Origin of the sequence: Haloparvum sedimenti (assembly GCF_001462205.1) — an archaeon.
GTDB classification, from domain to species: domain Archaea; phylum Halobacteriota; class Halobacteria; order Halobacteriales; family Haloferacaceae; genus Haloparvum; species Haloparvum sedimenti.
This window is the reverse complement of record NZ_LKIR01000042.1, coordinates 1-24,320: the sequence shown is the minus strand read 5'-3', so window position 1 is coordinate 24,320 and position 24,320 is coordinate 1. Positions and strand designations below refer to the sequence as shown.

Here is a 24,320-nt window from a genome sequence, read left to right as displayed (position 1 = left end):
CGGCGTCGTTAGTCACCCGCGAGCGAGTCCTGGCTGGCGGCGCAGTTGTTCGGGCCGAGCTCCAGGGTGAACGCCTCGTCGTCGCCGACGGCGTTCTGCCCCAGGTTCGTCGCGATGATGTCCTCGTAGTTGGCCGGCCGTGGCGGCATGTCCGAGAGGATCAGGTCGACGAACTCGTCCTCGTCCATCGTGAGCGCGTCCATCTCCTCGACGAGTTCGCCGATCGGCGCGGTGTAGGTGCCGTCGGCGGCGGGCTCGGCGGCGTCGCTGAAGTGCGCGCCCCCGATCAGCGTGTCGTCGGGAAGCGTCAGGATGCGCTCCTGCAGGGACTCGTAGAGCATGCGGGCGGCGTCGGGCGCGCCGTCGTCCCCCTCCTCGAGGTCGGGGCGGGCGACGCTCTCGATGAACAGCCCGTCACCGGTCGCGAGCAGGCTCCCGTCGACGAGGTACGAGGTCATCCCGGTCGTGTGGCCGGGCGTGGAGACGGCCTCGATGGTGGCGTCACCGACGGCGAAGGTGTCGCCGTCCGCCGCGGTCGTCAGGTCGTCCGCATACGTGACGCCGCGGTCGACGGCCGCCTCGGGGATGACGCCCTCGACGCCCTCCGCGTCGAGGTCACGAACGCCCGAGATGTGGTCGGCGTGAACGTGCGTGTCGAACGCGTACCGTAGGTCGACGCCGAGGTCGTCGGCGTCCGCGAGATAGCGGTCGGTGAACGCCCGCAGCGGGTCGATGATCGCGGCCTCGCCGTCGTCGTAGAGGAGGTAGCCGAGACAGCCCGAGGAGGGGCGCTGGTACTGGATGAGCGTCCCGGCGCCGTCGTAGCGCTCGACCTCGACGGCCTCGTAGATGCTCGCCCACCCGTTCATGCCGTCCTCGAGGTGGTTGACCTCGTAGCCGAGCTCCGCGAGCGTGCCCGCGACGAACTCGCTGGCACCGCCCTTCGCGCACAGGACGGTCACCTCGCGGTCGTCGGGGATCCGGGCGAGGATGTCCTCGTCGATCTCGTCCTCGAGGAACTCGAAGTACGGAACGTTGATCGACGTGACGTTCTCGCCGTCGATATGCCACTCCTCGTAGTCGGATTGCATGCGCGCGTCGAGGAGCGTCACGTCCTCGCCGGCGTCGATGCGGTCTTTGAGCGATTCCGGGTCGACGGATTCCACGTCGACGTCCGGAGTTGGGAAGTCGTCGGCGTTCATGTTGTGCAGTCCTTTCTACCGGGTGGACGTACAAAAGCGTTCGCATAATAATTCCTATTCTAAACAATACTGTTGGCGTTGACGAATCAGCATAATGCCCCTAAACGCCATATATGCGGCTTATTGGGACTTGACCGGTGTATGTCGGCTTCACAGTAGTTGGCGGTGTTCACAAAAACCGACAATCTTTTACTTAGGCAGGGGGTATTGTGCGATAGCTCCAATACAGACTAACGGAGCAGATAACCAATGAGTGCTGAATTCGACATCACGGAGACGCTTGACGTGAAAGGCGCATCGTGCCCCATGCCAGTGGTGAAGACGAAGACCGCCATCGACGATCTGGCCGAGGGTGACGTCCTCGAAGTGCTGGCGACCGACCCCGGAAGCATGAGCGACATCGACGGCTGGGCCGCCGGCACCGAGGGCGTCGAGCTCGTCGACCAGGAGGAGGGCGACGACGTGTACAGACACTACGTCCGCAAGACGGCGTAACGATGAGCACGGACACATCCGACGCGCCGGCCGACGACGCGCCGGCCGACGACGCGCCGGCCGACGACGCGCCGTCGCGTGCGGAGCTGGCCGCGCGCGTCGACGAACTCGAGGACGCGCTCGCCGAGGCCGAGGGCGAGGACGGCAAGAAGATGAGCATCATCGCGACGAAGGGGACGCTGGATATGGCGTACCCCCCGCTCATCCTCGCCAGCACCGCGGCCGCGTTCGGCTACGAGGTCACCGTCTTCCACACGTTCTGGGGGCTGGAGATCCTCCACGAGGAGCGCTCGAAGAACCTCAAGCTGAGCTCCGTCGGCAACCCCAACATGCCGGTGCCGAACGCCGTCGCCGCGCTCCCCGGGATGGACCGCGTGACGACGAAGATGATGGAGAAGAAGATCGCGGACAACGACACCGCCACCATCGAGGAACTCATCGAGACGAGCCTCGAGATGGGCGTCGAGTTCCAGGCCTGCCAGATGACCATCGACCTGATGGACTACGACGAGGACGACTTCTACGACGGCGTCACGACGGGCGTTGGCGCGGCGACGGCGCTCCAGGACATGGCTGACGCCGACATTCAACTCCTCGTCTGATCGCTGTCATTCGAATTCCGGATCCCATTTCTCGCCTCGTCGACGCTACCGCGGAGCGAGGGCGATCGGCCGGTCACGCTCGAGCCACCGCTAACCAGGAATTTCGATCCGGATGAGCTGGATCCGGAAGTCACCGAGTCGCTGCCGCCCGGCCCCGCGGCCGTGTACCCAAAGAGACTTTGTTCTGTAAACACAATACAACACACGAATGACGCTCCCCATCGACCCGACCCAGATCGACCCGGCGGACATCGGCGAAGAGCGGGCGACGCTCGACATGAGCCACGAGGACGCCGTCGAGCACGTCCGCGACGTGTTCACCGACGCCGGCTTCGGCGTCCCCGTCGAGTTCTCGCCCTCCGAGATGCTCAACGAGAAGGTCGACGCGGGCCGCGACCCCTACTACGTGCTCGGCGCGTGCAACCCCGAGGTCGCCGACCGCGCGCTCGACGCGACGGACAACAAACTCGGCGCGCTCATGGCCTGCAACGTCGTCATCTGGGAGGAGGAACCCGGAACGCAGGTCGTCTATCACGTCTCGATCATGCGCATCGCGCGACTGGTCGGGATGGCGCCGGACAACGAGGAGATGGCGGACATCGTCGCCGACACCGGCGAACTCGTCGACGAGGCGTTTTCGAACCTCTAACATGGGGTACCACACGTTCGACGCCGACCGCGCCGACAGGCTCGAGGAGGCCCGGCAGCGGTACCGGTTCCTCTCGGCGGAGGAACTCCTCTGGGCCCTCTCGCCGGACGGCGACGAGACGGTCGCGGACCTCGGGAGCGGGACCGGGTTCTACACCGACGACGTCGCGCCGGCCGTCGACCACGTGTCCGCGGTCGACATCCAGGAGGCGATGCACGACTACTACCGGGAGAAGGGCGTCCCAGAGAACGTCGACCTCGTGACGAGCGGTGTCGCCGACCTCCCGTTCGAGACGGATAGTCTCGACGCCGCGTTCTCGACGATGACCTACCACGAGTTCGCGGACGACGCGGCGCTGACCGAGGTCGCCCGCGTGCTCGGGTCGGGCGCGACGTTCGTCGTCGCCGATTGGGCGGCGTCCGGTCGCGGCACCCACGGCCCGCCCGTCGATGAGCGATTCTCCGTCACCGAGGCCGCGAGCGCGCTTCGCCGGCACGGGTTCGACGTCCGGTTCGAGGCGGAACGGCCGGAGACGTTCCTCCTGATCGCTCACGCCGAGTGAGCCGTCCGGCGGCCGGGACCCGGTCCAAATACTGATTACGGTGACGTGTCCACCTTCAGGAAAGCATGCCCGAGAAACAGCCGCGCTCCGACTGGAACCTCTCCGAGCGGGACACGATCATCCTCCAGGAGCTCGCCCGGGACCCCCAGCTCACCTCTCGGGGGCTCCGCGACCTGCTCGCCGAGGAGCACGACATCGACGTCTCACACGTCACGGTCAACGAGTCGATCCGCCGGATGCGCGAGGACGGCGTGTTCCGCGAGGCGCTGGTCCCCAACGAGGAGCACCTCTTCTTCTCGCTGTTCGAGTTCCAGTTCAACCCCGAGGGGTTCGACGAGCACTGGCGGGACGCGCTCGAACACGTCCGGTCGAGCCGGCACACGTTCATGTACTTCCTCTCGGACGGCGACTACCAGTGGAAGACGATCATGATGTTCGAGAACCGCGAACAGGAGTCGAAGTGGATCCACGAGTTCTACAAGGAGCACGGCGACCTCATCAACAACCTCCGAAACTCCGTCGTGACGAACGTCCTCAAGTTCGGGACCGACCCCGAGCTGTTCGAGGTGTTTCAGGAGGACGGCGACGGCGAGTGACCGCCGTCGCCCGCCCGCTCACCCGACCTCGAGACGGCCTTCACGACCGGCCTCGCCGCCTCAGTCGAACTCGCCGAACCGCGTGACCGCCTCCAGCTCCTCGCTCGGTGGGTCCTCGAAGGCGTCGCGGGCGATCGACCGCCGGTGGACCTCGTCGGCGCCGTCCACGAGCCGGAACTGCCGGACGTTCTCGTGGAAGCGCGCGATGGGGAGATCGTACGCGATCCCGTTGCCGCCGCAGAACTGGAGCGCGTCGTCGATCGCCTCCTGGACCACGTTCGCCGCGAACGTCTTCGCCATCGCCACCTCGATGCGCGCCTCGTGGCCGTCGGCGATCCGCCCGGCCGCGTGCCGGACCATCGTCCGCGCAGCGTGGAGTTCGGTGCGGCGGTCGGCGATCCGGAACCGCGGCCCCTGCTTCTCGGAGAGCGGTTCGCCGAACCCCTCGCGCTCGGAGAGGTAGGCGGTCGCGATGTCGAGCGCGCGGTCGGCCATCCCGGCGTACCGCATGCAGTGCGTGAGCCGGGCCGGCCCGAGCCGCTGTTGGACGAGCGTGAACCCCTCGTTCTCCTCGCCGAGCGTGTTCTCGACCGGGACGCGCACGTCGTCGAACCGGATCTCGGCGTGGGTCGTCCCCACCAGCCCCTCGCCGAGGTGCGGGATGTTCCGGACGATCTCGACGCCGTCCGCGTCGGTCGGGACGAGAATGACCGAGCAGCCGGCGTACGGATGCGCCTCTTGGTCGGTTCGGGCGAACGTCAACAGCACGTCCGCGTCGACGCCGCCGGTCGTCCACCACTTGTGGCCGTCGATGACCCACTCGTCGCCGTCCTTCTCCGCGGTCGTCGCCAGCATCTTCGGGTCAGACCCGCCGCCCTGCATGGGCTCGGTCATCGCGAAGCCCGAGTTCATCTCGCCGGCCGCTAGCGGCCGGAGCCAGCGCTCCTTCTGTGCCTCCGTGCCCGCGATCTCGAAGGTGTGCATGTTGCCCTCGTCGGGCGCCGCACACCGGAGCGCGGTCGGTCCGAGCAGGCTGCGGCCCGCCTCCTCGAACACCGGTAGCATCTCGCGGAAGCCGAGTCCGAGCCCGCCGTACTCCTCGGCCACCTGCGGGGCGTAGATCCCCCGCTCCCGCGCGACCTCGCGCAACGCCTCGATCTCGGCCGCCGGGATCGGTCCCTGGCCGAGCCACTCGCGCTCGACCGGGAGGACCGTCTCGTCGACGAACTCCCTGACGGCCTCGGCGACCTCCGGCCCGCGTCCGATGTCGTCGTACTCCATGGCGCCCCTTATTTAGCAATGTAAATAGTCGTTCCGGCGAACGTCCCCCAAAAGGCTATAAATCCCGAATGAGACCACCTATGTACAAAAATAGATTTACAATGTTAGTCGAATCTGCCGCAGACGGTGAAAGCCGTTCGAGGGAAAATGGACCGAGCGCGGCTCCGTCGAGAACGCCCGATGCGGAGGCGTGTCGGGCGTGAGCGACCGCGAGTACCTCGATCGACTCGTCGACGACGACGCGCTCGAGGCGTATCTGACGGACGAGTTCGGGCCGGCGGCGGAGTTCGCAGTCGAGCGGCACGCCGAGGGGCACTCCAACGAGACGCTGTTCGTCACGTGGGGCGACCGCGAACTGGTGATCCGACGACCGCCGCCCGGGGAGACGGCCGATACGGCCCACGACGTGCTTCGCGAGCATCACGTCGTCGACGCGCTCGGTGACACCGCCGTTCCCGTCCCTCGGACGCTCCGCGCCTGCGACGACCACTCCGTCCTCGGCAGCGACTTCTACGTCATGGAGCGCACCGAGGGCGACGTGCTCAGGGAGACCGAGCCGGAGCGCTTCGCCGACCCGGCCGCACGGGAGCGGATCGGGACCGATCTCGCCGACACGCTGGCGGCGATCCACGCGGTCGACTACGAGGCGGTCGGGCTCGGCGAGTTCGGCCGCCCCGCGGGGTACACGGCCCGGCAGGTCGAACGCTGGACGGGACAGCTCAACTGGGCGTTCGAGACGACCGAGGCGGTCAGGGAGGTCCCGGACCTGCTTGCCGTCGGCGAGTGGCTCGCGGACAACGTCCCCGACGAACACCCCGAAACACTCGTTCACGGCGACTTCAAGCTCGACAACGTCATGTACGGCCCCGGGACGCCTCCGGAGGTCGTCGCCGTCTTCGACTGGGAGCTGTCGACGCTCGGGGACCCTCTAGCCGACCTCGGATGGCTGCTCCTCTTCTGGTACGACGATGGCGATCCGGACCCCGCGATGCCCGACCTGATGTCGACGTTCACCGCACGGGAGGGGTACCCGACCCGCGCGGAGCTGATCGACCGGTACGAGGCGACGACCGGCCGCGAGTTCGCTCACGAGCGGTTCTACCGGGCGCTCGCGGCCTACAAGATGGCCGCGCTCGGTGAGATGTTCCTCGCGCGGCACCTGAACGACGACAGCGACGACCCGCTGTACCCCAAAATGGAGGCGCAGGTGCCCACGCTCGCGGCGCGGACGCTGGCGTACGTCGAGGGCGAGACCGAGCGGCTGTAGCGACGAGCGCCCGGACGACGGGACCTACCGCGCCGTCCAGCCGCCGTCCGCGGCGAGCGTCTCGCCGGTGACGAAGCTCGCCGCGTCGCTCGCGAGGAAGACGACCGGGCCCGCGACCTCCATCGGGTCCGCGAAGCGATTCTGCGGCGTCCGGTCCATGATCGACTGTCGCAGGCGCTCGTTCTCTTGGAGCGTCTCCGTCAGGTCCGTCGCGACGTACCCCGGAGCGACCGCGTTCACCCGCACCTCCGGCGCCCAGTCCAGCGCCGCGCTCTTCGTCAGCCCGACGAGTCCGTGCTTCGAGGCGACGTACGGGTGCTGTTTCGGCAGGCCGACCTCCCCCGCCACACTGGCGACGTTGACGACGCTGCCGTTCGCCTCCCGGAGGTGTGGTCCGGCCGCCCGAATGGTGCGGAACGCGCCGCGCAAGTTCACGTCGAGGACGGAGTCGACCGCGTTGCTCTCGATCTCGGCCGGGTCGCCGAGCGCGTCGCCGGGGTTGAACCCCGCGTTGTTGACGAGCACGTCCAGCGAGCCGAACGCCTCGACGGTCTCCTCGATCAGGGCGTCCACGTCGCCGTCGTCGGTCACGTCCGCGGTGATCGCCCGCGCCTCGACGCCGTGCTCGCGTGCCTCGGCGGCGACCGCCTCGACCTCCGCCGCGGTTCGCGCCGAGGGGACGACCGCCGCCCCCGCGGCGGCCAGCCCGAGCGTGATCGCCCGCCCGATCCCGCGGCCGCCGCCGGTGACGACGGCGACCTTCCCCGACAGATCCGGGAGGGCGTCCTCGGGCGTCAGGGAGGCGCTGTCCGGCGTCGAGGGACCGCCGTCGCTCATTCTTCACCCCCCTCTCCCGGCGCGTACGGGAGATCCGGATCCTCGACGGCCTCACGGAGCGTCTTCTTGTCGAACTTGCCGGTCGCGGTCTTGGGAATCTCCTCGCGGAACCGCACGTCGTCCGGGAGCCACCACCGCGGGAACTGGTCGGCGAGGAACGTCCGGATGGCCGCCACGTCGAGTTCCCGGTCCACCTTCGGGACGACGAACGCCAGCGGGCGTTCCTGCCAGCGCTCGTGGGGCGCCGCGATCACGACCGCCTCGCTCACGTCCTCGTGGGCCATCAGGGCGTTCTCCAGCTCGATGCTGGAGATCCACTCCCCGCCCGACTTGATCACGTCCTTGACGCGGTCGACGACCTCGATGTAGCCGTCCTCGTCGACGGTGGCGATGTCTCCCGTCCGGAGCCAGCGCGCGCCGCCGTCGTCGGCCTCGACGAAGTCCGTCCGGTTGGCCTCCGGGCGGTTGTAGTACTCCTCGACCACGGAGGGCCCGCGGACGAGCAGCTCGCCGAAGGCCTCGCCGTCCCAGGCGACCGCCTCGCCGTCGTCGTCGACGACCCGCATCTCCAGCCCGGGGGAGAGCAGCCCCTGCTTCGCGCGCTTGTCGAGTTTCGCCTCGCGGTCGTCGTCGTCCATCCCCGAAGTCGGCCGGGAGACCGAGCCGATGCTCATCGTCTCGGTCATGCCCCACGCGTGTTCGATCGTCACGTCGTGTTCGTCCTCGTACCGACGCATAACTTCCCGGGGAGCCGCGCTCCCGCCGACGACGATGCGCTCCAGCGAGGAGAGGTCGCCGCCGTGTTCGTCGAGGTGGTCGAGCACGTCGATCCAGACGGTGGGGACGCCCGCGGTGAGCGTCACGTCCTCGGACTCGATCAGCTCCACGAGGTCCGCCGGCTCCGGAGACGGACCGGGATACACCTGCTTCGCCCCCGCCATCGTCACGGCGTACGGGAACTCCCAGGAGTTGACGTGGAACATGGGGACGACGGGCATTACCACGTCGTCCTCGGCGATGTCGAGCGCCGCGGGGGTCATCACCATCATCGCGTGGGCGTAGATCATCTTGTGCGTGTACTCGACGCCCTTCGGCTTCCCCGTGGTCCCGGAGGTGTAACACATCCCGGCCGGGTCGTCCTCCGACAGCGGCGGCCACGACGCCATCGGGTCGGCCTCGGCGATCAGCTCCTCGAACGCCGACAGCGGCAGGTCGGCCTCCGTCTCCGGCACCGAATCGCCCATGACGACGACCTCGCGAACGCCGTCGATCCGGTCCCACAGCCGGTCGAGCGTCGCGACGACCTCGCGGTCGACGATCAGCACGTCGTCGTCGGCATCGTTGATGATGTACTCGACGTGGTCGTCCTGCAGGATGGGGTTGACCGTGTGCAGTTGGGCGCCCGAGAGCGGGACCGCGTAGTACGCCTCGAAGTGGCGGTGGGTGTTCCACCCGAGGGTCCCGACGCGGTCGCCGGGCTCGACGCCCAGGTCCGCGAGCGCGGCCGCGAGCCGGCGGACACGGTCGCCGAAGTCGGCGTACGTGTACCGGTCGACCCCGTCGCGGGTGCGCGAGACGACCTCCGTCTCGGGGAACAGTCGAGTCGCCCGCCAGAAGAACGGGCGGAGGGTGAGCTCCTCAGGCATCCGCCGTCCCCACGGAGAGGTACGTCTCGAGAAGGTCCTCGCGGTCGCGGATCTCCGCGACGGTCCCGTCGAAGACGATCTCCCCGGTGTCCATGATGTAGCCCCGCTCCGCCAGGTCGAACGCGAAGTTCACGTTCTGTTCCGTCAACAGGACGGTGACGTTCTGGTCGACGACGGTCTGGACGATCTCCCGGAGGTCGTCGACGATGACCGGCGCGAGCCCCTCGGTAGGCTCGTCGAGCAGCAGCACGTCGGGCGACTGGACCAGCGCGCGGGCGACCGACACCATCTGCTGTTCGCCGCCGCTGAGGTTCTGTCCGTCGTTGTTCCGCAGCGAGTCGAGCGTGGGAAACAGCTCGTACATCTCCTCGACCGGACGGGGATCGTCCGCGAGGTTGTGGGCGAGCCGGAGGTTCTCCTGCACGGTCAGCGTGGGGAACACCCGTCGATCCTCCGGCACGAGCGAGATCCCGAGCGCGTTGATCTCGTCGGGTGAGAGCCCCGATATCTCCTCGCCCCGGTAAGTGATCGAGCCCCTCCGCGGCGGCGACGCACCGACGATGGAGCGCATCGTCGTCGTCTTTCCCGCCCCGTTTCGCCCGAGCAGGGCCACGACCTCGCCCTCGTCGATCGACAGCGAGATCCCGTGGAGGACGTGGCTGTTCCCGTAGTACGTGTCGATGTCGTCTACGTCGAGTATTGTCATACGCTATCACTTCCTAGGTACGCCTCGGTCACGCGGTCGTCGGTCAGGACGTCCTCCGGCGTCCCGTCGGCGAGGATCGCCCCCTCGGCGAGCACGACGATCCGGTCGGAGATGTCGGTCACGACGTCCATGTTGTGTTCGGTCACCACGAACGTGGCGTCCAAGTCGGCGTCGAGTTCGCGGATCAGCGAGACGATCTCGGTCACCTCCGTCGGGTTCATCCCCGCGGTCGGCTCGTCCATAAGGAACACGTTCGGCTCGATGGCCAGCGCCAGGGCGATTTCGACCGTTCGTTTTTCGCCGTGACTCAGCGTGTCACACTTCGTGTCCGCGATGTCGGTGAGCCCGGTCAGCTCCAGCAGCTCCTCGATGTCGGCCTCAAGCGCCTCGTCGCCGGTCGCCCGCGAGCGGAAGTCCAGCCGCGTCTTCTCGTGGCTGATCCGCGCGACGCGGACGTTCTCGCGGACCGTGAGCCCCTCGAAGATATTCGTGATCTGGTAGGAGCGCGAGAGGCCGGCCTGGGCGACCTCGTGCGGCTCCGCGTCGGTGATGTCGCGGAGCCCGCCGTCGCCTCCGGCGCGGCCATCGCCGCCGGCAGCATCGCCGTCGCCGACGACGGCGGCGTCTCCGCTCCGCAGCCAGATCGAGCCGGCGGTCGGCTGTAGCACGCCGGTCAACAGGTTGTAGAACGTGGTCTTGCCGGCCCCGTTCGGCCCGATGATGCTGGTGATCTCGCTGTCGTCGACCTCGATCGAGACGCCGTCGACAGCGGTCAGTTCGCCGAACTGCTTGCGGAGGTCTTCGGTTTTGAGAACTGTCGTCACGAGTCGTCACCCCGGTCGGTCCGCGCGTCGTCGCTCCGTGAGTCGTCGGTCGAATCCGCTTCGGTTCCGCCGGCGTCGTCCGCGCCGTCCCCGAGCAGCCGGTCCCGGGCCAGCAGGAGCCCGCCGACGGCCCCCTGCTTGAAGTACAGCACGACGCCGATGAGCAGCGCGCCGAAGAACAGCTCCCAGTACGCTTCCAGCGTGGGGAAGCGGCTGATCGCCCAGCGAATGTACAGGAAGATGAACGCACCCACGATCGGCCCGGAGAAGTACGTCGCGCCGCCGATCACGGTCGCGATCACGGCGATCGCGCTCGTCGACCAGTGGGTCAGCCCCGGCGAGGCGACGCTCGCGAGTCCCGCGCGCAACACGCCGGCGATCCCGACGATCGCCGCCGAGATGATGAACGTCATCCAGCGGTGGTGTCTGACGTCGATGCCGAGCGCGGCCGCGCGGTCGGGACTCTCGCGTATCGCCTTACAGACGGTGCCGAACGGGGAGTTGACGACGCGCCACGTCCCGTACGTCGCCGCGAGCACGACGGCCACGGTCAGCACGTAGTACGTTCGCCGTGCGCCGATCCGGAAGCTCAACCCGCCCAGGTCGACGCTTCCGAGCAGGACAATGATCCCGTCGGTCCCGTTCGTCAACCCCGCCGGGTCCTGGATAATGAGCGAGTAGCCGAGCATCCCGAACGCGAGCGTGATCAGCGCGAAGTAGATCTCCTCCAATCGGACGCTGAGCCACCCGACGGGCACCGCCACGGCGACGACGAGCGTCAGACCGACGACCCCGCCGACGACGAACGCGACGAGCGGGGCGACCCCGGCCCCGACGACGTCCGCGAACACGGGCGTCAGGTCCCGCAACACGACCGCGATCCCGTACGCGCCGCCCGCGTAGAACAGCCCGTGACCGAACGACAGCAGGCCGGTGTAGCCGTACAGCAGGTTGAACCCGAGCGCGAACAGCGCGACGACGAGGAAGTCGGTGAACAGGTATATCTGGAAGGACGGCCCGAACGCCATCAGGATCAGGCCGATCGCGCCGAGGAGCCCGAACCGTTCGCGGGTCCAGCCGTCCGCGACCGCGGCGCCGAACTCGCGAACGCGGTCGCCGGTGTCGGTCGTCGCGCTCATTCACCGAACCCTCCGAAGAGTCCCTCGGGACGGAACAGCAACACGATCACCATCGCAAGGAACGGGATCGCGATGCTGCCGGCGCTGATGAACTGCGGGCCGAGACTCTGCATCATGCCGATGAGCATCGCGCCGACGAACGCCCCGCCCATGGAGCCGAGGCCGCCGATGACGACGACGATGAACGCGTCGATGATCACCTGGTCGCCGAGCGCCGGGCTGGTCGACTGCAGCGGCGAGGAGAGCGCGCCGCCGAGGCCGGCGAGCACGCTCCCGAGGAAGAAGACCCCCGTGTACAGGCGCGGCACGTCGACGCCGAGCATCGACGCCATCTCGCGGTCCGAGGAGGTGCCTCGCACCAGCGAGCCGAAGTACGTCTGCGTGATGAACAGCCAGAGGCCGACCAACACCGCCACCGCGAGACCGACGACTACCAACCGGTACGCGCCGAAGGAACTCCCGCCGAGCGAGACGGAGAAGTCGAACAGCGCGGGCGGCTCGACCGAGTACGACCCCGACCCCCAGATGAATCGGACCGTCTCGTGGATGATGAGCACGAACCCGAACGTGACGATGAGCTGGTCGAGGTCCGCGTCGACCCGGTCGTACAGTGGTCGGATCACCGCGAACTCGATGACGGCACCGACGACCCCCACCGCGAGCGCGCCGACGACGGCGGCCAGCCAGAAGTTGTCGATGACGTTCGTCACGAACGCGAGCGTAACGTACGCGCCGAGCATGTAGAAGCCGCCGTGCGCGAAGTTGAGGACGCCGAGCACGCCGAAGATGAGGCTCAGCCCGACGGCGATCAGGAAGAGCCGGCTGCCGAGGCTCAGCCCGATGACGACGTCGGAGACGCCGATCAGTGGAACGAGTGATGAGAGGCTCATGGAAAACACGTCGGGGGCGGGTTAGATACCCGTCGGCAGGTCGGAGTCGCCGAGCGCCTCGGAGAGCTCGTCGGGGCCGGCCTCGTACCTGTTCACGGGGTCGAGGACGTTGCTCTCCCACTCGTCGTCGTACGAGACGGTTCCCCAGATGGACGCCACCGTCGCCTGGTTCGTCTCGCTGAACTGGTAGTCACCGACCGGGCCGGAGTGCTCCATCCCGGTGAACTCGTCGACGAGGGCGTCGGCTTCGGTGCTGCCGGCCGACTCGATCGCCTCCTTGTACAGGTAGACGGCGCGGTACGCGCCCTCGGCGTTGTACGTCGGGAGCGTGTCGTGCTCCTCGTAGTACGCGTCGCGGAACGTGTTGTTCGCCTCGGTGTCGGGGACGAACGGGTCGTAGCGGGTCGAAGCGTACTCGCCCTCCGGGAGCGGGTTCCCGTCGCTCGCGAGGTCCGTCCCCATTCCGACGCTGAACAGGGTGTGGTCGATCTGGTCGAACCAGCCCGCCTCCTCGGCCTGGCCGATGAACGTGGTGAGGTCGGCTCCCCACAGCGGCGTGATCACCGCGTCCGGCTCGGCGTCGAGGATGGAACTGATGTAGGGCGTGTAGTCGCTTGTCGCCAGCGCCGGGAACTGCTCGGCGGTGAACTCGGCCTCGACGCCGAGCCCCGCACAGAAGTCCTGGAAGTAGTCCCACGTCTCGTAGCCGAACGCGTAGTCGGGGCCGATCGTCGCCCACTCCGTGGCGTCCAGCTCGGCCGCGGTCCGTGCGGCGCCGTAGATGTCCTGCGCGAGGCTGTTGGAGTCGCGGAACACGTAGTCGTTGCCCACGGAGTCCTCGTGTTCGCCCTCCGGCGAGGTGACGAACGGCGTCGCCGCGTGCGTGATCATGAACGGCATCTGGAGCTGTGCCACCTGTGGCGCCACGGCCTGGGCGACCCCACTGGAGTCGAGCCCGAACAGCCCGTCGACGTCGTCCTCCTCGACGAGGCTCCGTATCTGCTGGATCGCCGTGTCGGCGCTCGCCTCGCTGTCGCGGACGACGATCTCGACATCCTGTCCGTCGATGCCGCCGTTGTCGTTGATCTCCGACTGGGCCATCTCGATACCCCGCTCGGCTGCCTCGCCGTACAGCGAGGCGAACCCCGAGAGGATGTACGTCGCACCCAGCCGCACCACGTCGTCACCGCCGCCGCCCATGCAGCCGGCCACCGCGACGGTCGCGCCGGCGCCGGCGGCCTGCAGGAACCGTCGCCGACCGACCGACGATCGGTTTTCCGAATTCCTCTCAACATCCCCTGTCCGGTTACGCTTGTTTTCGACATCCGAACCTGCAGTTACCATTGTTAACGATTATCCCTGTGTCTCGGTCCTATATAAATATGCGGGTAGCTACCACACGTCGCGTTGTCACTCAACGCGTTTCGGAATCGCGTCCTCTCTTCACGCGTTCCGCACGCTGCCGTCGCGTGGCTGGACCGGTCGGTGAGCCCCCATCGAACTGAGCCCGCACCTCTAAACTCATATGCCACCTGATTTGTTCCCCGAAATATTTTCTAAAAAACACATCTTCTTGGTTCCTGTTGTCGCGTCCTTCCCGGCGAGGACTACAATGTGTGGGCACACACCGATCTTGCAACCTCGACGGCCCGTAGACGAGCTTTGGTGCCGATCCGTGCGATTTCTAGGCTGCGGGGCGCTCGTGGACGCGTTCTCTTGCTGACTCCGGACTGCGACATACGAACACGCTGCTTGCTTGCGATATTGTCGGTCATGGACGAGCTGGACCTGGTTCGTCGATCAGCGCCGATCCGTCGGTTCTTTCCCTGTACGGCAGCGACGTTCTCCGCTATTTGTCTGTAATCGTGTCATTCTCTAATTTTGGTGGTTCTGCGTGAGGCACCGCGAGCCATCGCGGACTCGACACCGCTCTCTGCCCGAACGCGCCGCTCGATCCGGTCGCTTACAGAAGGCGCTACGAGAGAATGTGCCGCTGGATCTCGTTCGACGCGCTCACCACGAGGCCGGCGATGTCCTGCTGGAGGGACTTCCCGTCAAGTCGGTCCTTGGGGCCGGTGAGCGACACGACGTACGTCGGTCCGTCGCTGCTGTCGATCGGCGCCGCCACGCTGTACTGGTCGTCCTGGAACTCGCCGCGGCTGAACGCCAGCCCCTGAACGCGAACGGTCCGAATCTCCTCGAGGAGCGATTCGGTCTCGTGGCTGGTCTGCTCGCGCACGAGGGCCGCCGCACGCTCCTCGGGAAGCGTCGCGAGCACGACCTTCCCCGCGGCCGTCGTCGCGAGCGGCAGCTCCTGACCCACGGACAGCCAGTGGCGCTCGACCAGTTCGCCGGCCGCGGTCTCCGCGACGATCGGCGTCCCGTCCCGCGTCTTGACGAAGGTCGCGAACTCCCCGGAGGTCATCGCCAGGTTCCGAAGGGTGCCACGAATGGCCGGGAAGCCCGGGATCGCCATCCGCGCCTGCTCGCCCAGCGCCAGTACCCCCACGTCAACCCGATAGGTCCCGTCGACCCGTTCGAGGAGTTCCAGCTCGACCAGCGTCGAGAGGTGGTTGTACAGCGCCCCCTTCGAGACCGACACGCGGTCGTTCAGCTCCATGAGCGTGGCGCCGCCGCTGTCGGCCACACATCGGAGGATCTCGACCGACGTCTGCGTCGTCCGGACCGGGTTCGCTGCCTCCGCGGATGTCATGGGAAGACGTAACACTCCGGTGCGCAAAAGGCCATCGCTCACCAGTTCGCGACGCTTCCGTCCTCGTAGTTCCACGTCGGACCCTTCCAGGAGGTCTTCTTCCCCGCCTGCTCGCGGATGTACGACTCGTTCATCTCGATGCCGAGTCCGGGCTTGCCGTCCATGAACATGTAGCCGTCCGAGCGCGTGAACGGGCTCTCGTCGGCGAGGTAGTTGAAGAACTCGTTGTCCTGCTCGGCGTAGAACTCGTCGTGCTGTTCCTGCAGGATCGAGTTCGGAACCGCGAACTGCACGTGCATCGAGGCGGCAAAGGACACCGGCCCGACGGAGCACTTCGGCATCAGCATGATGTTGTACGCCTCCGCCATCTTGCCGATGTTGACGACCTCGGTGATCCCCCCCGCGTGCGATATCGCCGGCTGCACGATGTCCACCGACTGGCTCTGGAACACCTCCCGGAAGTCCCACCGCGAGTACATCCGCTGGCCGGTCGCGAACGGGATGTTCGTCGCCGCGCTCAACTCGGGCAGGTTCTCGTTGTACGAGGGATGGACCGGTTCCTCGACGAACATCAGGTTGTACTCCTCGAGCATCGACAGCAACTGCCGCGCGACCCCGGTGGTGACCCGGCCCCGGAAGTCGACCGCGAGGTCGACGCTCTCGCCGACCGCGTCCATCACGGCGTCGACCCGCTTCCGGACGTTCGAGACGATCTCGCGCGTCCGGACCCGCGCGGGTCGCGTGTGGGCCATCAGTCCCAGCGTCGTGTACCCGTCCTCGACCGCCGCGACCGCGACGTCCGCGAGGTCGTCCGGGTGGTCGCCGCTGAGCCACTGGTACACCTGCACCTTGTCGCGAACCGGTCCGCCCAACAGCTCGTACACCGGCTTCCCGAGGGCGCGCCCCTTGAGGTCCCACAGCGCCTGGTCGATGCCCGCGATCGCGCTCATCAGGACCGGGCCGTTGTTGTAGTGGTCCCCCATGTACATGCGGTACCAGAGGTCGGCGATGCGCCGGGGATCCGAGCCGATGACGTAATCCTCGACTAGCTCCGAGAGGGCGCTACAGAGGGTGGTCGAGCGCCCCTCCAGGGCCGGTTCACCCCAGCCGACGACCCCGGTATCCGTTTCGAGTTTGAGAAAGACCCACCGCGGGGGGATCGCGAACAGTTCGTAGTCGACGACTTCCATACTCCGGTCTCTCACCGCCCCGTCTTCAAGATTGGTCCCGCCGCCGGCGTCGCCGCCTCCGGGTTCGTGCGGATCTCCGGCCACACGCGCCGTCCGCGTCGCGACCGCCACGTCCGTCCCGGTCCCGGGGACGAGTTTTGCAGAGCTAAATCTATCAGGGTCGATCCGCATCCGGCTCCCGAACACTTCGTCCCACCCGCCGTCTCGACCGCAGTCGCGAGCGCGGATGCGCTCACGGCCGCGGCCGTACTCGATCGTCCGTCGCCGCCGACGCGGCCGTCCTCGGTTCGGTCAAGTCCGGGAATCCGGCCCGCTCGCGTGAGGCGGATAGTTATGTTCGTATTCTGACTTTTCTCTATTCTCATACTCTATCTGCTATGTACTAAAACACTGGTACTGGATAATTCTCCACGTTATTTTTTCAGAATTGGCATTATTACCGGTGTCACCCGCGATACGGACAGTTATTTATCGTATTCCCTCATAGACTGAGTTTGTCTCCTGAATATCATATCGAACCAACTACTTCTCGAATATTTATATGACGTTCGTTCCGTCGGCGTCTGACCGGTCGACTTCGTTCGGAGGTCGGTCTCTCCCGACATTCCATTACACATGTACTACTGTAATTCTACTTCTCGCCCGCGCCCGTCTGCTGTCGGCTATTCTCTCCCGAAAATTAGCAGGACTAAACCCATCGGGTTGGGTGTGGAGCGTTCACATACGATCAAAGGCGGCCGCGGCCGGAACGGCCTCGACTCCGCGATGCTTCTCGCGCGGACGACTCGAACGGGCCGCGAAACCGTCTTCGGTCTGCCGGATTTAGATCTCCTAAACGAACAGCCGCCAGCGGGCGACGGGGTGGAATGCGGAACTCAACCAAGGTTTTATGCCCAATCACCGTATCTAGAGGGCTGTAATGCGAAGAGTAACCTTTAGAGATCCCGCGGGGACCGAACGAACAGGAACGCTGACCGACGGTGAGGTGGCGTTCGGCAACCGGACGTACGACCTGGACGAGGTCGATCTCCTGCCGCCGGTCGATCCCTCGAAGATCGTCTGCGTCGGGCTGAACTACTCCGACCACGCCGAGGAGACCGACTCCGAGATCCCCGACCGTCCCCTCCTGTTCATCAAGACCCCGAACACGCTCGCTTCGCCGGGATCGACCGTGCAGCTCCCGGAGGACAAAGAGCGGATCGACTTCGAGGCCGAGCTCGGGGTCGTCATCGGATCGCAGTGCCGGAACGTGCCTGCGGACCAGGCCGAGGAAGTCATCGCGGGGTACACGTGCGTGAACGACATCTCGAACCGTGACGACCAGCGGCAAGAGCAGAACTGGGTCCGCGGCAAAGCGTTCGACAACGCCGCACCGATGGGCCCGGTGCTGGCAACGCCGGACGAGGTCCCGGACGACGCGTCGATCTCCCTCCGCGTCAACGGCGAGACCAGGCAGGACTCGACGATCGAGAACCTGATCTTCTCCGTGCCCGAACTCATCGAGGAGATCACGACGCTGATGACGCTCGAACCGGGTGACGTCATCGCGACCGGGACGCCGGCGGGCGTCGGTCCGCTCTCCGACGGGGACGAGGTCGCCGTCGAGATCGAGGGGGTCGGAACGCTCTCGCACGACGTCGCCGCGGGCGAGTTCGCCGGGACCGTCGAGCACGACTTCATGCCGAACCTCTGACCATGTCGGTAACCGACAAACAGCAGTTGGTGCTGGGCTGCCGGCTCCTCGACAAGGCCGGACTGTTCGACGAACACGGCCACCTCAGCGCACGTCAGGAGGACCCCGACGATGTCCTCATCAACGCGTTCGCGAGCCCCGCGACGACGACGATCCGTGACTACATCGAGGTGGACCTCTCGGGGACCGACTACCCCGACAGCGCGCCCGGCGAGACGCCGATCCACACGCAGACGTTCCGGAACCGCCCCGACGTCGAGGCCGTCTGTCATCACCACGCGCCGTACACGACGCTGTTGTCCAGCGTCGGCATCCCCCACAAGCCGGTCCATCCGAACGGCGTCATCCAGAAGGAGCCCTTCCCGGTGTTCGAGGATTACCACACTGAGGGAGGCATGCTGGTGACGACCGAGGACGAGGGACAGGACATCGCTGACGCGCTGGGCGACCACGAAGCGGTCGTGCTCCGCGGGCACGGCGTCGTCGTCGTCGGCGACAGCGTCCCCGAGGTCGTCGTGAAGAGCCTCAAGATGGAGTACAACGCCGAACTGCTCTACAAACAGGCGGTCGTCGGCGAGCCCTGGTACCTCCCCGAGTCGCTCGTCGAGGAGAACGTCAACAACATGACGAGCGAGGGGCAGATCGTCAAGACGCTGGACTACTACTTCACGAAGCTGTAAGGCGGCTACTGCTGTGCCGCCTCGACGATCCCGTCGATCCGAACCAACATGCAGGCGGCGTCGACGCTCGTCGAGACCGCGTGACGTTTCACCGTCAGCGTGTCCCGAACGCCGTGTTCCGTGACGTCGATCACGGCTCCGCTCTCCAGGTCGATCCCGGCGTTCAGCCGTCCGTCCGCGTGCGCGGCCCGTTGCTCGTTGAGCCGGTCGATCGGGTCGAGACCCGCGTTCCGCACGAGAACCCGCGGGATCGTTTCCAGCGCGTCCGCGAAGGCGTACGCCGCGAGCTGGGCTTTGTCGTCCCGTCGCCGAGCCGCCGCCTCGACGGCCCGTGCCATCTCCATCTCGGCCGCTCCACCGCCGGGGACGACTCGCCCGTCGTACGCCACCTGCGCGACGACCTCGACCGCGTCCGACATCGTGCTCTCTAACTCCTCACGGTGAGCGTCGCTCTGGCTGAACAGCAGGACCGTAACGGCCCGCGCGTCCGGCGCGGTTACCGTCGTCCGTCCCTCGTCCCAGTCGTACGCGACCGACCCCGAGACGGTATCCCCGTCTTCGATCCCGTCGAGAGTCGTCGGGATCCGCGTCTCGAACGTCCGCCGCAGGAAGCGGACGTCGGGGTCGCTCACGTTCGTCACACAGGTGACGCCGTGTCGCCGTAACCGTTCCCTGACCGCGTCGTCCACCGTGCCCGAACAGAGCAGGACGGTCGCCCCGCTCTCCCGGATCCGCTCGGCTGCCTGTGTGGCCCACTCTCGACCCTCCGCGGCGAACTCCGAGGGGTCATACGTCGCTCCGTCGACGACGTCCGCGACCTCCGTGTCCTCGCGCGTGATCGATCCGTCGACGACGAGGATCTCCGCCTCGCCGGTCGTGTGCTCGCCGGTCCGGCGTGCGGGTGTCGCCTCGAGCATGGCGCCGGACACGAGGCGTGACTCCGCCATGTCCCGGCCCCCCGCCGTTCGAAGGCGGATCGCGTCGAGGTCGACGTCGTAGCCGTCCGTCACTCGCTCGACGGCTCTCACGGCGAGCTCGGCGAGGTGTTCGCGCTCGTACGTCGCGTTCGACCCGGCCAGCGTCGTCCGTGCGACATCGCGGGCGACCTCGCGGTCGGTGAGGTCGTACGTCGTCGCGATGTCCGTCAGCCGACCGCGTGCGGCGTCGGCCGCCAGCCGATAGCCCTGGATCACGCTCGTCGGATGGAGACCCTCCTCGCAGAGGTCGAGCGCGTGCGACATGAGCTCGCTCGCGAGGACGAGCGCGGTCGTCGTCCCGTCCCCGGCGTTGAAGATCTGACTGTTCGCCACCTCCCGGACCGTCCGGCTGACCGGATCGGTGAGGTGGAGGTTCCGGAGGATCGTCACCGCGTCGTTCGTGACGTGGACGTTCCCGCCGTTGTTGACGACGAGCTTGTCCCGGCCGAACGGCCCCATCGTCGTCGCCACCATCTCACCCACTGACCGGGTGCTTTGTGTCGCCTGGCTTCGGGCGCGGTCGTCCCACTGTACGTCGACGCCGTCGTCGATGATCGATTCGATCGCATCGGCCGTTGAAGTGCGTGACATGAATGGTCCTCGCTAGGTCGCTCGCTCGTAAATAGCCTCGGGGAAAACGGGTGCCGCTCGGCGACTACGCGCCGCCGATATCGCTCAGTTCGACGTCGCTCCGCCAGTCGAACGCGCGCCGCTCGATCGGCTTGAAGACGCCGTATTCGATGAGGATAATGATGAACAGGAAGACGGCGGCCCATGCCCACGCCTCCTCGTACTGGTACACCTGATAGGCGTGTTCCAGCTTGTACCCGACACCGGCGGACCCGGCGAACAGCTCCGCGATGATGGTGACCTTCCAGCCGATCGCGAGGCCGAACCGAACCGCCGAGAAGATCTGGGGAGCGATGTTCGGCAGGACGACCCGCCAGAGGACTCGCCGCCGCGAGATGGAGAACGCGTTCGCCATCCGTAGCAGGTCGTGGTCGATGTTCTCGACTCCCTTCCAGATGTTGATCGCGACGTACGGGAACACGGTCAGGGTCGCCGCGACGACGGGAGCGAACCGGAGCGTTCCCAGCGCGATCGACCCGTACGAGAAGACGAGAAACGCCACGGCCGCCCACGCCAGTCCGGGGATGGACAGTCCGATGTTGACGTAGGGCGTGAAGAAGTTCTGACTGTAACTGTTGAGTCCCATCAGGACGCCCAGCGTTCCGCCGAGGAGCATCGCGAACAGGAACGCCCAGAACAGCGATTGGAACGTCGTCGAAATGTGGATCCAGGCGGTCCCGTCCGCGACGAGTCCCCACGCGAGACCGACGGTCTCTATTGGGGTCGGAAGCAGCTCGCGCGGGAACTGGGCCGCGAGGAGCGACCAGAGGACGAAGCCGACGCCGATCCCGATCATCCGGGCGAACGAGTCGGAGAGCAGCGACTTCACGTCCCCGTTTAGCAGTTGGACGTTGTATCTGGATAGCTGTGTGCGGATTGACATTCTAGTCCTCGTCGATGGAGTGGAACGTGTCGATGGCCTTCTGCCTGAACTTGAGGAACTCGTCGGAGTCGATCCGGCGGGGGCGCTCGAGCGGGACCTCCAGGTCTCCGTAGATCTCGCCGTCTCCAAGCATCAGCAGTCGGTCGGCCAGCTGGATCGCCTCCGTCATGTCGTGGGTGACGAAGAACACCGTCTTGTTCAGCTCCGACCAGAGGCTGATGAGCTCCTTCCGCAGCTCCTCGGCCGTGATCTCGTCGAGGTTGCTGAACGGCTCGTCCATCAGCAGGACCTCCGGGTCGATACTTAGCGCCCTCGCGATACCGACGCGCTGGCGCTGACCGCCCGACAGCTGTCCCGGGTACTTGTGGTAGTGGTCGGAGAGTCCGACCAGGTCCAGGTGCTGTTTTCCGACCTCCTCCGTGTAGTCGGGGTTGTCCTCGTTCACGAACTCGATGTTCTGCAGGTTCGAGTCCCACGGCATCAGCCGCGGGGACTGGAACACGTGCCCGAGGGTGACGTCACCGCTGCCGTCCGCGGTCTCGAACCGGACTTGCCCCTCCGTCGGTTCCAGGATCCCGCTCACGATGTTCAGCATCGTGGACTTCCCGCTTCCGGACTTCCCGAGGAGGCAAACGAAGCTCTCGGGCTCGATGTCGATGTTGATGTCCTCGAACACCTGCTCGTGGCCCTCCGCCGTGTCGAACTCCTTGGCGAGGTTCTCTATGTGAATGGAGCCGGCGTTGTTCGAGGTAAGCGATTCGTCGGTCGGCGCTTGTGATGTTTCTGAACTCATTGTTAGGACCACCCGACGGAGTCGTTCTGCCGCCAGGCGAAGACGCGTTTTTCGATCTGCGCTAACACGCCGTATTCCAGGAACAGCAGGAACACGGTGAAGAAGACGACCCAGGACATGACGCCCGCGAGGTCCAGGACCCGCATCTCGAAGCGGATCATGAAGCCGATCCCCTGCTCGGCGGCGATGTACTCCGCCAGACTCGCGATCTTCCAGCTCAACGCGAGCGCGTACCGGAGCCCGGCGAACCAGTCGGGCAGGACCGACTGGATGATCACGCGCCGGATGACCCGAAATCGGGAGACGTCGAACGCGTTCGACATCTTCAGCAGGTCGTTGTCGATGTTGTTAATGCCGCCGTACACGTTCGTCGCCAGGTACGGCGTGGCGACGATGGCCGCGGCGGCCGCGGGCGTCGTCGCCCCGAGCCCGAACCACATCGCCGAGAAGATCGCGACGAAAAGCGAGGGGACCGCGATGCCGATGGTGAGGTAGTCCTGGAACGCCTTCTCCCAGAAGTCCCACCAGCCGACGAGAATCCCCAGTGCGGTACCGGCGAAGAGCGCGATCCCGAACCCGTAGGCGACGTGTGTCAGGCTCGCGAGGAAGTGTTCGACCCACACCATGCTCACGAGGAGCTCCTGCGTCGCGATGACGACCTCGGTCGGCGAGACGAAGGACTCCTGGATCGGCGGCAGGATCCGGTAGACGACAGACCAGACGAGGACCAACGCGACGATCGACTCGACGAACACCACGGACCGATTCGTGAACAGCGAGTCCGGAAGGGCGTTGGCCAGTCGGCGCGGCTGAGACGTACTCATGTTATTCGGTTTCGACCTGGCGGTACTCGAGATTCTCCTCCCAGCCCTCCGTGAGGAAGCCGACGTCCTGGGCCGAGCGGAGGAAGTTCTTGTCCTCCTCGATGAACGACTCCGTCAGTCCGATGTCCTCGTAGATGACCGGAAGGTCGTTATCCAGTTCCAGGTTGAGCCCCCAATCGAGCACGTACTGCGCCTGGTCCATGTTCTCTAACCCGAGCTGGTTGAGATGCTCTTCGTCCTCCTCGATGCGGCCGATCGGGTCCTCGTACAGCCAGTTGAGCCCCTCGGAGAAGGACTGGACGATCGCCCGCGGCGAGCCGGGGTACTGGGACGCGTAGTCCTGTGAACAGGTCCACGAGTTCAGCTGCGGCGCGTTGAACTCGTCGAGATCGGCCATGATGCTCCCACAGCCGAAGATGCTCGTGACCGTCTGTTCCTCGTCGTTGTACTCCTCCGGTGCCATCGTCGGCGAGGCTCCGTGGATCGGGGATGTCGTCCCCATCGCGGCGTCCCCGCCCTCGACGAGCTGCGGGACCGCCGAGTACTCGGCCGTGGTGATGTTCTCGAAGTCGCTCGACTCGTCGTCGGAGAAGGTGTACCCGAACGCCTCCTGGATGATCATCGGCATCATGATGCCGGTGCCGCCGCCCCAGCCGCCGAGCGCGAACACGTCCTGTTGTTCGTTGAGCAGGTCCATCGACGCCTGCGGGCTACCCGACACCTCCGGGTCGTAGTCGCCGCCGCGCGCTCCGACCACCTGCATGATCTGGGGCGCGAGGTTGGCGTTCACTGCCAGCGGGATGTCCCGCTCGCCCGCCAGCTTCGCCGCCTCCAGGGAGCCGAACGTCTCGAAGTCGGCGCCACCGGACGTGAAGATCGCCGCGCCCTCCCAGCTCCGGGAGACCTCGACTTCCAGGTTCTCCTCGCTGTAGTGGTCGGCGAGGATCTCCGTGTCCTCGGCGAGGTAGTCCATGATGATCCCCTGGAACCCGGTCGGGGCGAGGAGGAGCCGTACCGTCGTCTGCGACTCCTGACTGCCGTCCGAGTCGCCACCGTTTCCTCCGCCGCCATTGCCGTCGCCACCGCCGCCACCGTCTCCGTCCGGACTGCTCGTACATCCCGCCGCGGCCGTGAACAGGCCCGTACTCGCTGCCGCGCCGGCCTTCATTACTTTCCGGCGCTTCCACGTCTCGTCCGCAACTCCCTTATTATTTCTGACATTACTGTCCGATGTCTCCCCG

Annotated in this window: 23 protein-coding genes and 1 pseudogene; 8 read left to right on the top strand and 16 right to left on the bottom strand. The window is 66.4% G+C overall.

The features are described from left to right. Window positions 1-8: 8 nt before the first annotated feature. Window positions 9-1,202, bottom strand: a complete 1,194-nt coding sequence (locus tag AN233_RS02340) for an MBL fold metallo-hydrolase (RefSeq protein ID WP_058365257.1) — start codon at window positions 1,200-1,202, stop codon at window positions 9-11. Between the two features lie 249 nt (window positions 1,203-1,451). On the opposite strand from AN233_RS02340, the gene AN233_RS02335 reads away from it, so the two are divergent. The 5 genes from AN233_RS02335 to AN233_RS02315 all read left to right on the top strand — a co-directional run bounded on the left by AN233_RS02335 (window position 1,452) and on the right by AN233_RS02315 (window position 4,106). Beyond that, complete coding sequence (locus AN233_RS02335; RefSeq protein WP_058365256.1) at window positions 1,452-1,697, top strand: sulfurtransferase TusA family protein; 246 nt, start codon at window positions 1,452-1,454, stop codon at window positions 1,695-1,697. A 2-nt stretch (window positions 1,698-1,699) separates the two neighbouring features. After that, window positions 1,700-2,299 carry a DsrE/DsrF/DrsH-like family protein gene (locus AN233_RS02330; protein ID WP_058365255.1) on the top strand — a complete coding sequence of 200 codons (600 nt, stop codon included), beginning with the start codon at window positions 1,700-1,702 and terminating at the stop codon, window positions 2,297-2,299. A 208-nt stretch (window positions 2,300-2,507) separates the two neighbouring features. Beyond that, the gene (locus tag AN233_RS02325; RefSeq protein WP_058365254.1) at window positions 2,508-2,948 is read left to right on the top strand and encodes a DUF302 domain-containing protein; all 441 of its coding nucleotides are present in this window, start codon (window positions 2,508-2,510) and stop codon (window positions 2,946-2,948) included. Window position 2,949: 1 nt separating this feature from the next. Then, window positions 2,950-3,510: a class I SAM-dependent methyltransferase gene (locus AN233_RS02320; protein WP_058365253.1), complete on the top strand. Its 561-nt coding sequence runs from the start codon at window positions 2,950-2,952 to the stop codon at window positions 3,508-3,510. A gap of 65 nt (window positions 3,511-3,575) precedes the next feature. Further along, entirely contained in the window at window positions 3,576-4,106 is a 531-nt protein-coding gene (locus AN233_RS02315; protein WP_058365252.1) for a winged helix-turn-helix domain-containing protein, read from the top strand. Between the two features lie 60 nt (window positions 4,107-4,166). On the opposite strand, the gene AN233_RS02310 is transcribed toward AN233_RS02315, so the two are convergent. Further along, complete coding sequence (locus AN233_RS02310) at window positions 4,167-5,387, bottom strand: acyl-CoA dehydrogenase family protein (RefSeq protein WP_058365251.1); 1,221 nt, start codon at window positions 5,385-5,387, stop codon at window positions 4,167-4,169. A 199-nt stretch (window positions 5,388-5,586) separates the two neighbouring features. Here AN233_RS02310 and AN233_RS02305 point away from each other — a divergent pair, with 199 nt between their 5' ends. Next, on the top strand, window positions 5,587-6,654 hold the full coding sequence (locus tag AN233_RS02305; protein ID WP_058365250.1) for a phosphotransferase family protein: 1,068 nt from the start codon (window positions 5,587-5,589) through the stop codon (window positions 6,652-6,654). A gap of 24 nt (window positions 6,655-6,678) precedes the next feature. Here AN233_RS02305 and AN233_RS02300 read toward each other — a convergent pair whose 3' ends face one another. The 9 genes from AN233_RS02300 to dgoD all read right to left on the bottom strand — a co-directional run bounded on the left by AN233_RS02300 (window position 6,679) and on the right by dgoD (window position 16,599). Beyond that, window positions 6,679-7,491, bottom strand: a complete 813-nt coding sequence (locus tag AN233_RS02300) for an SDR family NAD(P)-dependent oxidoreductase (protein WP_058365249.1) — start codon at window positions 7,489-7,491, stop codon at window positions 6,679-6,681. Next, complete coding sequence (locus tag AN233_RS02295) at window positions 7,488-9,137, bottom strand: long-chain fatty acid--CoA ligase (RefSeq protein WP_058365248.1); 1,650 nt, start codon at window positions 9,135-9,137, stop codon at window positions 7,488-7,490. The genes AN233_RS02300 and AN233_RS02295 overlap by 4 nt, the downstream gene beginning before the upstream one ends. Further along, window positions 9,130-9,843 (bottom strand): ABC transporter ATP-binding protein, encoded by a 714-nt coding sequence (locus AN233_RS02290; RefSeq protein WP_058365247.1) that lies wholly within the window; start codon window positions 9,841-9,843, stop codon window positions 9,130-9,132. The genes AN233_RS02295 and AN233_RS02290 overlap by 8 nt, the downstream gene beginning before the upstream one ends. Next, window positions 9,840-10,667, bottom strand: a complete 828-nt coding sequence (locus AN233_RS02285) for an ABC transporter ATP-binding protein (protein WP_058365246.1) — start codon at window positions 10,665-10,667, stop codon at window positions 9,840-9,842. Before AN233_RS02285 ends, AN233_RS02290 begins: the two co-directional genes overlap by 4 nt. Continuing rightward, on the bottom strand, window positions 10,664-11,806 hold the full coding sequence (locus AN233_RS02280; RefSeq protein ID WP_058365245.1) for a branched-chain amino acid ABC transporter permease: 1,143 nt from the start codon (window positions 11,804-11,806) through the stop codon (window positions 10,664-10,666). Before AN233_RS02280 ends, AN233_RS02285 begins: the two co-directional genes overlap by 4 nt. Further along, window positions 11,803-12,696: a branched-chain amino acid ABC transporter permease gene (locus AN233_RS02275; RefSeq protein ID WP_058365244.1), complete on the bottom strand. Its 894-nt coding sequence runs from the start codon at window positions 12,694-12,696 to the stop codon at window positions 11,803-11,805. Before AN233_RS02275 ends, AN233_RS02280 begins: the two co-directional genes overlap by 4 nt. Before the next feature lie 21 nt (window positions 12,697-12,717). After that, window positions 12,718-14,040, bottom strand: a complete 1,323-nt coding sequence (locus AN233_RS02270) for an ABC transporter substrate-binding protein (protein ID WP_058365243.1) — start codon at window positions 14,038-14,040, stop codon at window positions 12,718-12,720. A 631-nt stretch (window positions 14,041-14,671) separates the two neighbouring features. Further along, window positions 14,672-15,409, bottom strand: coding sequence for an IclR family transcriptional regulator (locus tag AN233_RS02265; protein ID WP_058365242.1), 738 nt, complete (start codon window positions 15,407-15,409; stop codon window positions 14,672-14,674). Window positions 15,410-15,447: 38 nt separating this feature from the next. Further along, complete coding sequence (gene dgoD / locus AN233_RS02260; protein ID WP_058365241.1) at window positions 15,448-16,599, bottom strand: galactonate dehydratase; 1,152 nt, start codon at window positions 16,597-16,599, stop codon at window positions 15,448-15,450. A gap of 919 nt (window positions 16,600-17,518) precedes the next feature. Here dgoD and AN233_RS02255 point away from each other — a divergent pair. Next, window positions 17,519-18,292 (top strand): fumarylacetoacetate hydrolase family protein, encoded by a 774-nt coding sequence (locus AN233_RS02255; protein WP_058365240.1) that lies wholly within the window; start codon window positions 17,519-17,521, stop codon window positions 18,290-18,292. A 2-nt stretch (window positions 18,293-18,294) separates the two neighbouring features. Then, entirely contained in the window at window positions 18,295-18,972 is a 678-nt protein-coding gene (locus AN233_RS02250) for a class II aldolase/adducin family protein (RefSeq protein WP_058365239.1), read from the top strand. Window positions 18,973-18,977: 5 nt separating this feature from the next. On the opposite strand, the gene AN233_RS02245 is transcribed toward AN233_RS02250, so the two are convergent. From AN233_RS02245 to AN233_RS02225, 5 genes and pseudogenes are all read right to left on the bottom strand, one after another. After that, complete coding sequence (locus AN233_RS02245; RefSeq protein ID WP_058365238.1) at window positions 18,978-20,540, bottom strand: TCP-1/cpn60 chaperonin family protein; 1,563 nt, start codon at window positions 20,538-20,540, stop codon at window positions 18,978-18,980. A 64-nt stretch (window positions 20,541-20,604) separates the two neighbouring features. Next, window positions 20,605-21,462 (bottom strand): ABC transporter permease, encoded by an 858-nt coding sequence (locus AN233_RS02240; protein ID WP_080508304.1) that lies wholly within the window; start codon window positions 21,460-21,462, stop codon window positions 20,605-20,607. Window position 21,463: 1 nt separating this feature from the next. Then, a complete protein-coding gene (locus tag AN233_RS02235) occupies window positions 21,464-22,255 on the bottom strand; it encodes an ABC transporter ATP-binding protein (RefSeq protein ID WP_058365236.1) in 792 nt (263 codons plus the stop codon). 2 nt (window positions 22,256-22,257) lie between these two features. Beyond that, entirely contained in the window at window positions 22,258-23,079 is an 822-nt protein-coding gene (locus AN233_RS02230) for an ABC transporter permease (protein WP_058365235.1), read from the bottom strand. A gap of 1 nt (window position 23,080) precedes the next feature. Next, window positions 23,081-24,320: pseudogene (locus tag AN233_RS02225) on the bottom strand (hypothetical protein); the annotation flags it as partial.